The 13,475-nt window shown below is 52.9% G+C and carries 9 protein-coding genes; 5 read left to right on the plus strand and 4 right to left on the minus strand.

Going from position 1 to position 13,475, the window contains the following annotated elements; genetic code table 11:
* Window positions 1–520: 520 nt before the first annotated feature.
* Window positions 521–2,434 (minus strand): ferredoxin, encoded by a 1,914-nt coding sequence (locus SH302x_RS21820; protein WP_479364834.1) that lies wholly within the window; start codon window positions 2,432–2,434, stop codon window positions 521–523.
* Between the two features lie 278 nt (window positions 2,435–2,712).
* Here SH302x_RS21820 and SH302x_RS21825 point away from each other — a divergent pair, with 278 nt between their 5' ends.
* The gene (locus SH302x_RS21825) at window positions 2,713–3,993 is read left to right on the plus strand and encodes a tetratricopeptide repeat protein (RefSeq protein WP_479364836.1); all 1,281 of its coding nucleotides are present in this window, start codon (window positions 2,713–2,715) and stop codon (window positions 3,991–3,993) included.
* A 6-nt stretch (window positions 3,994–3,999) separates the two neighbouring features.
* Here SH302x_RS21825 and SH302x_RS21830 read toward each other — a convergent pair whose 3' ends face one another.
* The gene (locus tag SH302x_RS21830) at window positions 4,000–4,911 is read right to left on the minus strand and encodes a Vgb family protein (RefSeq protein ID WP_479364837.1); all 912 of its coding nucleotides are present in this window, start codon (window positions 4,909–4,911) and stop codon (window positions 4,000–4,002) included.
* 132 nt (window positions 4,912–5,043) lie between these two features.
* Here SH302x_RS21830 and SH302x_RS21835 point away from each other — a divergent pair, with 132 nt between their 5' ends.
* The 4 genes from SH302x_RS21835 (at window position 5,044) to SH302x_RS21850 (ending at window position 10,829) form a co-directional block, all read left to right on the plus strand.
* Complete coding sequence (locus SH302x_RS21835) at window positions 5,044–7,314, plus strand: outer membrane protein assembly factor BamB family protein (RefSeq protein WP_479364838.1); 2,271 nt, start codon at window positions 5,044–5,046, stop codon at window positions 7,312–7,314.
* Window positions 7,315–7,377: 63 nt separating this feature from the next.
* Complete coding sequence (locus SH302x_RS21840) at window positions 7,378–9,018, plus strand: outer membrane protein assembly factor BamB family protein (RefSeq protein ID WP_479364840.1); 1,641 nt, start codon at window positions 7,378–7,380, stop codon at window positions 9,016–9,018.
* Between the two features lie 2 nt (window positions 9,019–9,020).
* A complete protein-coding gene (locus SH302x_RS21845; protein ID WP_479364841.1) occupies window positions 9,021–10,430 on the plus strand; it encodes a N,N-dimethylformamidase beta subunit family domain-containing protein in 1,410 nt (469 codons plus the stop codon).
* A gap of 3 nt (window positions 10,431–10,433) precedes the next feature.
* Window positions 10,434–10,829, plus strand: coding sequence for a hypothetical protein (locus SH302x_RS21850; RefSeq protein ID WP_479364843.1), 396 nt, complete (start codon window positions 10,434–10,436; stop codon window positions 10,827–10,829).
* A 5-nt stretch (window positions 10,830–10,834) separates the two neighbouring features.
* Here SH302x_RS21850 and SH302x_RS21855 read toward each other — a convergent pair whose 3' ends face one another.
* Together SH302x_RS21855 and SH302x_RS21860 are read right to left on the minus strand one after the other, a co-directional pair.
* Entirely contained in the window at window positions 10,835–12,178 is a 1,344-nt protein-coding gene (locus SH302x_RS21855) for an ATP-grasp domain-containing protein (RefSeq protein WP_479364844.1), read from the minus strand.
* On the minus strand, window positions 12,175–13,458 hold the full coding sequence (locus tag SH302x_RS21860) for an alkaline phosphatase family protein (protein WP_479364845.1): 1,284 nt from the start codon (window positions 13,456–13,458) through the stop codon (window positions 12,175–12,177). The genes SH302x_RS21855 and SH302x_RS21860 overlap by 4 nt, the downstream gene beginning before the upstream one ends.
* Window positions 13,459–13,475: the final 17 nt, after the last annotated feature.

Below are 13,475 nucleotides of genomic sequence, written 5' to 3' on the forward strand. Positions count from 1 at the left end.
GTGGGTCAATTCCTAATTGCTCGCTACTGGGTCATTTCTTCATGCTCGATGACACCGCTAGTGATAAGAGAAACGCAAGAGGAACAATCAACAACTATTTTCAAGACAACTCTTGCGTCACTCCCATCTCTCGCGGTGTAGATCTATCAACCGAGTGTCGCCGGTCGCTTCGCGCTGTGCCCCCCGTACTGTGTCCCCATGCGCCCACTCCCATAACATATTCACACCGCTAGTGATAAGCGAAACGCAAGAGGAACAATCATCAACTATCTTCAAGACAACTCTTGCGTCACTCCCATCTCTCGCGGTGTAAACCTGAGGTGGTACCATTTGCAGGCGGGGGGATTCCAATTGACACACTCTTAACGATGCGGTGCTGGAAGTCGTGAAAGTCGCCGGTGGAAGCTTCAGGGTGTGGAAATCTTGGGACAGAGGTAGGCTACGAATAAAAAACGCTCGAGAGTTATTTGCTCCCGAGCGTTTCGCATTTTAGATGTTTGCCGAATCGACAAGCGTCAGACTATTGACCGCAGCATGGTGCTGAGATGGCTGGTTGAACACTGCAACCGCAACCAGAAACCGCGCCGGAATCGTAGCCGCCGACCGAATAGCCGGTACCACAACCACCAGCAACGCTACCGCCGCCAACACTGTAGCCGCCAGTCGAAGCCGAACTGCTGCATGGGTTGTAAGTGTAAGGCACAAGCTTTGGTACCATTCGCATGACTTGCACTTGAGCTTCGCGAGTAGTTGGGACTTGGACCTGGACTTGATATTCTTCGACCACTTGTTCGGAAACTTGCTCGTAGCGAGTCTCTTCGTAAGGCTCGACGATTTGTTCTGGAACTTGCATCGTGAAGGAAACCTCTTTGGTGCGTGTTTCGGTACGATACGATACGTATGGGTAGGTTTCGGTCTTGGTCTGAGTTTCGTAGCTCATCACTTTGCGAGTGCGAGTGCGAGTTTCGTCGCGGTACTGAACTACTTTGCGTGAACGAGTTCGTGTCTCGTTGACGTATTCGACGACCTTGCGATTACCAGTACGTTGCTCTGGCTTATAAACCAAGTAGGTGCACTCGTAAGGGATCTGCTCCGATTGTTGTTCGTAGACCGTGTAAGTGATTTCTTCACTGGTCATCTGCGAAGTAACAACAGGGACTTCTTCGGTTACAACGTTAGGTACCCAGACGCGGCGAGTTGCTGTTTGCATCGCTGCGGGTGCACAAGCAGAATTAACGCTTGCGACTGGCATCCCATATGAAACGCTTGCCGAACCACAGCCCATGTTGCTGCCGCAACCGCTGACAGCCGCACTGCTGCCACAACCGTAGCTAGCACTGCCGCAGCCACAACCGGAAGTTGCCGCAGGTGCACAGCCACAATGATTGCTCGCAACTGGAGCACAGCTACCACAAGCGCTGGTGCCCGCTGGGGAACCGCAGCCATTGCTGACATACGACTGACCGGAGCAGGTGGAAATCGGAGCGGGCATCGCGACCGGAGCAACAACTTCGTCAACGATGGTCTCCCAATGGCCGTAGTCTTTTTGGACGCTTTGTGTCGAATAGACCGGGACCGCTCGCTGCACAGTGCGAGTCTTGGTGACTGGCACCGCGTTGGTAACAGTCTGAGTCTTGGTTACTGTTTGAGTCTGCGGTACATGCACCGTGTAGGTGAATTGCTCGTCGCGCAAGCTGGGAACGCGGACGGTATACTCTTCAGGAACATCGACCAGCTCAGGCACCTTCACAGTGTAGTTTTCGGAAACTTCGTTCCACACGGGCACGCTGACGGTAACATCTACCGACTTCTGATTGGTTTCTGGTACCAAGACGGAGTATTCAACGGACTTGGTTTCAGTGACAGGCTTCATGACCGTCTTGACACGGTAGCTTTGCTGTGTGACTGGAACGGTCTTGTTGACCGTCTTTACGCGGTAACGGGTTTCTGTCTGTGTTTCTGTCGCAGGCTGTGCAACAGTTTCAGTGACAAATTGAGGTTCCATGACCACGCGATAGCCTGTTACGGGTTCGCACAGGGACTGGGTGGCTGGTGTGACGTTGGTCGCGAAACCGCCGTCAGCGGTAATGGTTCCGCTGCCGTAATACATCGTGGTGGCCGGAGCGGCATAAGAAATTGCCGGGGCTTCGCACTGAGTTGCGGGTGCAGCGTACTGCATGGCAGGAGCCGCGTATTGCATGGCGGGTGCCGCATACATGGCGGGACCGACCGGTCCGTAACCGCAAGAAGCGGCGGGGGATACGGCTGCATAACCGTAGCCGGTGGCAGCGCGATGGTGGCCGAAAATTCGGCCGTGTCCGCGAGCAGGACCGCACGGATCGGAACATCCGCCGCAGAATGGACCAGCAGCAGCAATTTGTGCAAGTCCCAGCGCTGCGGGCACGAAGGCCAGAGCGAATCGAGATAGCTTCATCAAAGGTGTACTCCAAGATTATGACAACTGCGCAGGCTGTATCGACTGCGCAGATTATGACGTTCGCAACAGATGTTAGTTTTGCCAGCTCTGATTGCAACGGTGCTGAACGGTTGTTCGCAAGAAAAGTGCGAAATACCGTAAGGTTTTTTCGACAGCGGGGGCTCAGCCATTGGCCGATGAGGGCGATGAACTAGAATTCAAGGCATGATCCCGACTGCTTTTTTGGCTGCCGGCCGTGGCAGGGTTTCACCGCACCTTTTTAAATCCATTGACTGATGAATTCATCTGTTCGTTTGTTCCAGGCTGCCTTTAGCTGGTTTTTCTGCGTTGCGCTGATCATTGATCCGTGCATTGCGCAGGACAGCGGCGTCGCTTCAGCTCCGATGCCTCCGCGTGTTTCGCGTGTCCAATTGAAGCTGGTCGTCGACGGAGAAGTGGTCGATGTTATCGAAAAAGGGGATTTGCTGACGATCCTGGAAGAGCGAGAGGAAAGCTTTTTGGTCCGAACCTATAACGGGCGAAAGGGGGTGGTCGCGAAAGTCAACGCGGTGGCGATTGCGGAGTCGGCGGACATCTATACGGAGTTGATCGATGCTGCTCCCAAGCAAGGGCGATTGTACACGTTGCGCGCTGGTGCATATTGGGAACAAGGCAAGCAAGCCGAAGCGCTCGCGGACTTCAATCGTGCCATAGAACTCGGTTACAACCAAGCGCATGCCTATGTTTCGCGAGCCCTTTTTCATGCGGCCTTCGGTGACTTTGAAAAGGCGATTACCGATTATGCGGTTGCGATTGAGAAGGAACCCGATACGGTTTCTCATTATGTCAATCGTGCAGCCGTGTATATGTCTATCAGTGAATTTGAAAAGGCGCGGAGCGATTACGATAAAGCGGTTTCGCTGGATCCTAAGAATCCGTCGCTGATACAACAACGCGCCGTTGCGCTGAAAGCGCTGGGTGATTTTGAAGGCAGTTTAGCGGACTTCTCAAAGTCGATCGAACTCGATCCACGTAGTATCCCAGCGTTGATGGGAAGAGGTTTCGTGTACTTTCAAATCGGAAAGCATCAACAAGCCGTTGAAGACTTTGCTGCGGTGATTGAACTGAATCCCAATGCGGCGGTGGCGTACAACAATCGTGGATACAACTTGCAGCAACTGGGCAAGCATCGCGAGGCAATGGCTGATTTTGCGAAAGCGATTGAGTTAGCTCCTAAGTATGGGCTGGCTCATCAGAATCGCGCATGGATCTTGCTGACGGCAACTGACGAATCGGTGCGTGATGCCAGCGAAGCGTTGAAGTCAGCCTTAACCGCATGCGAGCTTTCGGATTATAAAAACCCTGGTGATTTAGCGGCACTCGCGGCAGCTCATGCGGCCAACGATGAATTTGAGAAAGCGATTGGATGGCAAGAAAAAGTCATTGACGCTGCGTCGGACGACCAGAAGCCATTCGCCACTGCGATACTAAGCTTGTATCAAAGCGACAAGCCTTACGATGCGCAGGCCGCTTTGGAGCTTGCCGGACAAAGCGAGCCACAGCCTAACGGAAAATAGTATCGGTTATGGACTGACTGTTTGTACTTGAAACCACTCTGTCACGACACCATCTCGTGTCGCTTGAAAGACGGTTGCTGCATGCGGATCGACGATAGCGATCTTGTCATCGACTTTAAAGAGGCCAACAGGATTTTGGAATAGATCCGATGTTATTGCTTTCTCTGGTGCGGTCTGAGGAGCGATCTTCCAAATCGCTTTGGCATACCCGTCACTGACCCAAGCGACATCGTCGTCATCGACGATTACATTGTGAGCGAATTCAAACACACGATGGTCGATGACGCTGATTGCCGTGCCGTCAGCTTCGTATCGTACGAGCTGTTCTGCGTTTTGCGAAAGTACCCAGAGTCGGTCTTGGCTGTCTACCGCCAAGCCTCGTGGGTTAGCTTTGGGGTGAATCACTTTGGGCTCTTCATTCGTGTTTGGATTCCAACTCCAGACGGCGCGTCGCTCCAAGTCAGCCACGAACAAACGACCGTCGCTAGCGATTGCTAAATCGACGGGAACACCGATTAAGCCATTGGTGAGGGCGCGAGCGTTTCCGTCATTTTGGATTTGGTAGATTTCTCGTGTCGCGCTATCGCCAACATAGACCACACCATCCTTCGAGACCGCGATGGTACGAATCGCATTGAGCGGTTGTCGAAACTGTCGTTCGCCTTGAACAAATATCGACAGCTTTTCGTAATCATACTTCCAGATGCCTGGCAGGTTACGATCGACGATGAGCAGGTTTTTGTCAGGCAATTGGATGCCATCCAGAGGATAAACCGCGGAACGCTCGCGAATGCCAGCTTCTTGCGCTACCGTCGCTGCGGCAAATACCACGGGCAATATGATGGCGACGCAATAAGAAAAGCGGAATTGCTTCCAATTTGCACTACCGACGTATTCCAAGAGTGTTGAAGATTTCATTTGATGTAGGTGCCAACATTTGCAACTCGCTGAGCCGGTGATAGCCGGGCCACGGGAATTCTTGTAGAATGAACGAGAACTGTGTCATCTTAACGTCACCCCACCTACCCATAAACTACCGAAAACGGAAAGATGCTTTTTTCAACTCGGAATATCTTGCAAGCTTGCTGTATCAGCAGCTTTGTCGCTGTCCAGTTCCTGTCACTTTCAGCACAAGAACCCGCTTCTTCAACGGCCCAGGAAAAGGGCGTTGCGTCAAAGTCGCAAGCGGAATGGGCGCACTGGCGTGGTCCAACGATGGACGGTCATGCCTACGTCGAAAACATCCCTGACTCTTGGTCGCCTGACGGAGAGAACCTTGTTTGGCGTAGTGAAGAACTCGCCTCGCGCGGCACTCCTGTCGCGATGAATGGCAAGATGTATATCGCTTGTCGAGCATTCCCCGAATCGAATAAGGAAGGTGAGAAAACAGTTTGCTTTGATCCGGCAACAGGAAAGATCCTATGGGAAAGCATCCACAATGTCTTTCTGTCCGATGCACCAGCCGAACGCGTGAGCTGGATCAGTCCTGTCTGTGATCCAGAATCCAACAATGTTTATGTGTTGGGGATTTCGGGTGTCTTCCAATGCCTGAACGGGGACACGGGCAAAGTGGTTTGGGAACGATCGATGATGGAAGAGTATGGGATGATCAGCCCGTACGGAGGTCGAACCAATTTCGCCACAGTCTTTGAAGACCTTGTGATCATAAGCTCGGTCATGACCGGATGGGGCGACGCGGCAGTGCCGGCACATCGTTATGTAGCTTTTGATAAATCGACTGGGATGCCCGCGTGGATGTATACCACAAAACTGCGTCCAGAAGACACCACCTACAGCACGCCCGTATTCAAGGTGATTAATGGACAAGCGCTGATGGTCTTTGGTGCAGCCGATGGCGCGGTCTACGCGTTGCAACCGCGAACGGGTAACGTTGCTTGGAAGTATCAAGCTTCACCGCGAGGAATCAACACCACTCCGATGATCGATGAGCAAGGCATTGTGTACTGTGGACATGCGGAGAAGAATCAAAGTGATCGCACCATCTTAGGAGCGTTCTTTGCAATCGATGGTAAGATGTCCGGTGATATCGCAGAAGATAAACTTGTTTGGCGAATCCCGGGCATGACCGTTAGCCGCTGCTCGCCTGTGAAGATCAAAGACCGCATCTACGTCGTCGACGATGGTGGCAAGCTGTATGTGCTGAATGCTGCCAACGGTGAGGAAATTTACAGCAAGAAGTTCGGACGCAGCATGTTCAGTTCGCTGATGGTTGCTGACGGCAAGATCTTCTTGGCAGAAAACTCCGGACGCACATTTGTGCTCAAACCAACTGACGATGGCGTCGAGGTGCTTAGCAGTCCTCGTTTGACCGATGGCGGCGAATGCTTTGCAACTCCCATGGCCTACCAAGGCCGCGTTTACTTGTCGACCACAACGGCCCTGTACTGTATTGGTAAGTCTGATGCGCAGGGGGTTGATGCAGTAGTTCCTACGCCAGCGGTAGAATCGCCAGCGGAAAAGGACCAAGCAGTCGCTCACATTCAATTAGCTCCAGTAGAACTGCTGTTGCGTCCGAATCAATCGATTGCTTTACAAGTCCGCGGATACAACAAAAACGGACAGTTCTTAAAGTTGATCGAAGACGCCGAGGTGACCGTCGAAGGTGGCGGTAATTTGGTTGATGGAAAATTTGTAGCACCATCCACGAAAGATTCAATCGCTGCGTTTATCACCGCCTCGCATGGCGAACTGAAAAGCCAAGCGCGTGTGCGTGTGATTCCAGAACTGCCGATCACCGCCGACTTCAATGACGGCAAGGTGCCGCTGACTTGGATTGGTGCTGCTTACCGTCACCAGCCCGCAAATGTTGAAGGCGATGGGGCTTTGGTAAAAATCAGTACGATTCCAAAGGGGACTCGATCTCAGGCTTGGTTCGGATGGCCGGGCGAGCGTGACTATACCGTGCAAGCGGATTTCTACGCGACCAATCAACGTGGCAAAGACACTACGGATCGTTTGCCCGACATGGGACTGGTTGCGCAGCGATACACGCTAGATTTGAAGGGCAATCAAGAATTACAAATTCGCTCTTGGACTCCTCGCTTAGAAAATCGATTTGCCAAAACGATCCCATTTGAATGGAAGCAGGGCACTTGGTACACGATGAAGTTTCAAAGCGAAACGGTGGGTCAAGCCTGCACGCTGCGTGGCAAGGTTTGGGAGCGAGGCACGGAGGAGCCAGCCCAATGGCAGATTGAGGCGACCGATTCCGTTGGAAACTTGCAAGGCAGTCCTGGCATGTTCGGTAATTCGAATGATGCTCAGTTTTATATCGACAACGTCCGAGTGACTCCGAACTAAACTAAGTTCGGATGCAGTCACTCTACCTTATAAATTCCTACCTACCACTCTCCGCATTTTGATATGAAGAAACAATTCCTGTTTGCTTTACTAGCCGGTCTTACATTTCAATCCGCTTACGCGTTTGACCCCGTAGCGGAGGTCGTTCAGAGATTGCAAAGCATTGATGTTCAACCGCTAGATTGGCCTCAATGGGGCGGTAGTCCGGCCCGCAACAGCACGCCTCCCGATCAAAACATTCCTACTCAATGGGATGTAAAAAAGGGGACGAACATTCGCTGGTCCATGCCGCTGGGCTCCGAAACTTACGGCAATCCAACCATCGCCAATGGCAAGGTTTATGTCGGCACAAACAACGCTTCTGGCTACTTGAGCCGCTATCCAGCCGAAATCGATCTGGGCGTCTTGTTGTGCTTTGACGAGAAAGATGGCACGTTCTTGTGGCAGCACAGCAATGAGAAGCTTCCAACGGGACGCGTTCACGATTGGCCCGATCAAGGGATCTGCAGTGCGCCCGCAATCGACGGCGAGCGATTGTGGTATGTGACCAGCCGTGGCACGGTGGTCTGCTTGGATACCGAAGGCTTCCGCGATAATGAAAACGATGGTCCCTATCAAGAAGAACCCAATCAAGCCCAAGACGAAGCGGACGTGATTTGGGAGCTGGATATGATGAAGGAATTGAACATCAGTCAACACAATATGTGTTCTTGTTCATTGACTTTTGTAGGCGACATGCTGTTTGTTAATACAGGCAATGGTGTCGACGAGAGCCACATTACCATACCCAAAGAGTCTGCACCAAGCTTCATTTGCATCGATCGCAATACGGGCAAAGTACTTTGGTCCGATGATTCCCCCGGTCGAAACATTTTACATGGGCAATGGTCCTCGCCCGCGTATGCCGAACTGGGCGGCGTGAATCAAGTGATCTTCGCGGGAGGCGACGGCTGGCTCTATAGTTTCACCGCCGAAGGCAAAGACGGAAAAGCTGATTTGTTGTGGAAGTTCGATTGCAATCCGAAAGAGTCCCTTTACCTGCTGAACCGTGCGACGCGGAACCACTTAATTGGCACGCCCGTGGTCTATGATGGCTTGGTCTATATCGCAGTGGGTGAAGACCCCGAACACGGTGAAGGCGAAGGACATCTCTGGTGCATCGATCCAACCAAGCGTGGCGATGTCAGCCCAACACTCGTTTTCAACTCCAGCAACCCTAGCAAGCCCATCGCGCACAAGCGACTGAAAGCGTTGGAAGCTGACAAAGGAGACTTCGAACGCGACAATGAAAATTCGGCTGCTGTTTGGCACTATCAAGGCGCCGATCACACGCAATTCGAAACCACCATGCATCGCACCATGGGATCGGTCGCCATCAAAAACGATTTGCTGTTTATTGCTGACCACAGCGGTGTCGTTCACTGTGTCAATGCGAAGACGGGGCAAGCGAACTGGACGTACGATATGCTAGCAGAGTCCTGGGGATCACCGCTAATCGTGAATGATAAGGTCTACATTAGTGACGCTGACGGCGAAATCTCGATTTTCGAATTGTCTGCCGAGCCACAAGATGAACCGATCGCGATGGAGATGGGGTCCGCCGTTTTGACTTCGCCTGTCGCCGCCAACAATACCTTGTTTATTGCGAATCGAAATCGTTTGTATGCTATTGAGGAAGGTGCCAGCAGCCCTCCGAAGAAGTAACTATGAGAGCTCTTGCAACTGCCGGGCTGGTTTTTTGCCTAACACTTTGTCTGAGCCTGATTTCAGCTTCGCCTTGCGGTGCGGAACAGGTTCAACCAAAGGCCCCATTCATTTTAGGGTATGCCAGTCAGGTCAGTTATGCGCCGGGCGAAATTGTCCATCTGCATCTGTCATCCAGTCTTCCGCATGTTTCGTTTCAGGTACAACGGGTCGCGGCCGAAGCCGTGACTGTGCTGGAGGGACAACGGGTCGCTACGCAAATGCATCCGATACCGGATCGCGCTTCGTCCGATGGCTGCAACTGGCCCGAGACGCATCAGTTTCAGATACCGAAGGATTGGAAGAGCGGCTACTATCAAGTCAACTTCGCTGGCTCCGACGGTGCGACGCCCGTCAGTGGTTCACTTTTTTTCATCGTTCGATCGGCGACTCCAGGCGCGAACAGTTCCATCCTCTTGCAGCTATCGACCAATACATACAACGCGTACACCAACTGGGGGGGGCATAGTTTATATGCCTATCATGACCGCGATGGCTTGCAAGGACATCGGGTGTCGTTTGACCGTCCGCTGTCGTCGCAGTTTAGCAACTGGGAACGCCCTTTTGCGGCTTGGGCCGAATCTAATGGCTATGTGTTAGATTATGCGGCCAACAGCGATCTGGAGTTCCATCCTGAGTTGTTGGAGCATTATAAGTTAGTACTTAGTGTCGGGCATGATGAGTACTGGTCGTCACCGATGCGAGATCACTTGGAAGCCTATATTGGCAATGGAGGAAACGTAGCCTTCCTGAGTGGGAACACCTGTTGTTGGCAAGTACGCAGCGAAGACAATGGCCGCGCACTGACCTGTTGGAAGCAGTGGTACAATGGCGATCCGCTGTTCCGCACCGGCAACGACAAACTATTGGCAACCCTGTGGAGCCATCATCTTGTGCAAAGGCCAGAGAATGAATTGACGGGAGTGGGTTTCCTCTGGGGCGGTTATCATCGCAGTCATGGGCAGTTCATGGATGGACCAGCATCGTACGAAGTGCATCGCCCCGATCATTGGTTGTTCAAGGGAACCAGCTTGGCAAGCGGGGATCGGTTCGGTGGCAATGACACAATCGTTGGTTACGAGTGCGATGGGTGCGAGATGAAGTGGCTCGACGGGCTACCTTATCCGACGCACAGCGACGGGACGCCTGAAGGTTTTACGATTTTAGCCTCCTGTCCGGCCAAATGGCATCCCGATGACGCGTATTGGTATGACCGATTTCCAAAGGACAGGCAAGGCGCAGCGGTGTTCGGGGTTTATACTCGAGGCGGGACAGTTGTCACTGCGGGCTCCACCGATTGGGCTCACGGTCTGAGGGGCAACGACCCGCATGTTGTTCAAATCACCCGAAACATACTCGATAAATTGAAGTAAGGCATGGAAACAGAGCTCGCTGCATCTCCAGATTCAACGGTAACAATTCCGCTGGAGTGGAGGTTCCGCAAGCTCGAGCACTTGCATATTTATCTTTGGCTATTCAAAGATATTTGCTGGGTTACCGATTGGAAATGGTTAGGGACGTTCATGATCGTTCCTACGGTCGGATTTGCAGTTGTCATCTTATGGCTCCAGCGTCGACTACTTAGCGAATTGGTCAACAACATAGCCGTATTGTTATGGATTTGTGCCAACTCAATATGGATGATTGGCGAGTTCTTTTACGACGACACGAGTCGACCGTTGGCGATTGGATTTTTCGCAACGGGAATTCTGCTTTTGACCGGCTACTATGCTTGGGTAGGCATAAGCTGGAGGTCGCGAAGCCTGGACTAAGTGTCTTAAGTGCTTACTGCACCCTTTAGCAAGCGAGCCAACAGCGCTTCAAATATGGCTCGCATTAGCAGTTCGCACGACTCGGCGACCGCAAAGTTTTCGCTGAATTCTGCGGTGGCGTCGCTCGAGCCAATCTTGGGTCGAGGCCAGTCGCCCCACTGGGCTAGCAGAGTGCAAATTGGCTGACCAGTTGAAATCACCACCTGAGGTTGGGGAATGTCAGCTAATCGAACTTGCAGTGTCGGGAGCCATTTTTCGGATGCAGCCGGCGCTGGCAGTTCTGCGGCAATTTTGCCTGCTAATTGAAGTACTTCGGTCGGCCAGTGGCTGAGCGGCATCCAGCGCGCGAAAGCCATCATTTCGGAAGAGAGCCGGTCGCTAACCGTCAGCGGGTCGGCAGCGTAGCAAACGCGTTTTGCCATCAATCCAATAGGTGCCAGGCACTTTTTGTGTTCAATAGGTGCCAGGCACCTTTTGTGGGCGCGGGAGCGGAACTGGCTCAGAAGGACGCCAGGCCACAGCTCTTCCGCCAACTCCATGCTGGCCGTCCAACGAGGATTGATCTCTAGCAAGTAAACCTGCTGCGCTGTCAAAACAAGGTCTGCTTGCAAAACTCCTTCAAACTGCAATTCTTCGCTCAGCCTTAAAAAGAATGCTACCATCGCTGCCAACGTTTTGTCCGAAAGGCAGACCGGGCCAATACTTCCTCCATAACGAAACGACCTAGCAGCGGTCGCTCGTTGCAACGGCGACTGAGCCAGCGGCAACATGACCGACAAGACGCGAGCTTGTCCCGTCGACACCTCTACCGCGACACTGACCTCCACGCCATCAACGAACTTTTGAAAGTATTTCCCCTCGAGCTTGTCCTCGTCCGCCCCCCTTTCATCGACGGCTGGCTCGACCCGCAAACCGCCTGCCGAAACGTAGCTCTTTCTCAACCATTGCGGTCCCAACTCCTTTATCCAGTCCCGCATCAGCGGTGGTACCTGCACCTGTAGCGAGTGCGATCGACAGAATTCTGCCAACCAAAACGGATCTCGGAGAAGTCTGAGTTGGGCCGTCGTGGGGCCTAGCAGTTCATGGTGCTGCTCAAGCGCCGACCAAACTTCCGGCATGTTCTCCAACCCACCGCAGGGTAGTAGGAACGCTCTGGGCCGCTCGAAAATCGACTGTAATTCGCCTGTAGCAAAAGAGGCTATCTGATGCACGCTGCCGAATGATTGGGTGTCCCTATCTGCAAACAGATCCCACGCACTGACTTCGATCCCCAACCGATTCAGAGCCTGCGCAGCAGCACGGCATGAGGCGCCAACCAAGATCAACGGCGCTGCACTGTCGAGGCTCAATTCAACATTCCACGAACGTAGCCAAAGAAATCACACATCTGCCGTGGAGCATCTGGGCCGATGATCAACGGCCCTTCCTCTGGTTCGCTGCTCAAGCCATGCGAACCTTTTACTAGCTGGTTATCTAGCGGGATGACATCCATGCGATAGCGAGCGCCAATCTTCTTTTGCAGCAGCCTCATGCCAGCTCGCAGCTTGGATGTCATAAACAACTCGCATGGATCGTAGCCAGGCTTGCGATGGATATCGACCGTACGAGCAAAGTCGGGGGCGTCTTTGTCATCCAACCAATAGTAGTACGAAAACCATGCATCCGGCTCAGACAAAGCAATCAGTTCTCCGCTGCGTGGATGATCCAATTGCAATTCGCTGGGCTGATGAACGCGAGCGACACCGTCAGAGCGTTCCAACAATTTCCGAACGGCGGAAATATCTTCCGGTGCCGGCACATAGACGTGGGCTATTTGATGGTCGCAAACCGCGAACGCTCGACATTCCCCCGGCATCAACATTTCACCATAGGGACCGTTGCGAACCGTCAGATATCCGGCTTCCCTCAATATACGGTTGAGGCAAACCGCCTTGTTTACCGTTCGCAACCCGTACTCAGAGACAACGATCGGCGTTGCTCCAATCTCCTGAGCTGCGGCGATCAGAGTGCCTACGCATGCGTCTACCTCTCGGACTTGCCGCGGATCATGATGTTCAAACCGTTGGAAGTCATAGTCTAAGTGGGGCAGATAAACCAACGTGATTTGCGGTTGCTGCTTTTTCATCACGATCGCACTTGCTTCCGCGATCCAGCGAGAGCTTTTGATCCCCGCCGCGGGGCCCCAAAATGCGTGGAATGGAAAAGGGCCAAGCTGCTGGGTGAGGTTGCAATCGCTGCGATCCAGAATATCAAATGCCTTCGAACCATCGCACCCATAATGTGGCTTGGGAGTAACACTCCATTGCACCGGAGCGTTTTGGTTGTACCACCAAAACATCTTGGCGGTTCGATAGCCTTCATAGAATTTCTCGCCCTGCACCAATCCATTGTGCTGTTGCCAAAAGCGAATTTCGGCCGTGTCGCGGTAGTACCAGCCATTGGCCACGATACCATGTTCACGGGGCATTTTGCCTGTCAACCAAGTGGCTTGAACGGTGCTGGTCACTGCCGGCAGCACAGCCGGCCAACTTTGCGCCGTCCCCAACGATTGGCAATGCGGCGCATGCCGCAAGAGCTTTGGCGTCAAGCCGACAACGTTGATCACGCAGACGCGTTTTTCCTTGGTCATAGCTCGCTCGCCTGCTG

Source organism: Njordella calcicola (assembly GCF_056494125.1).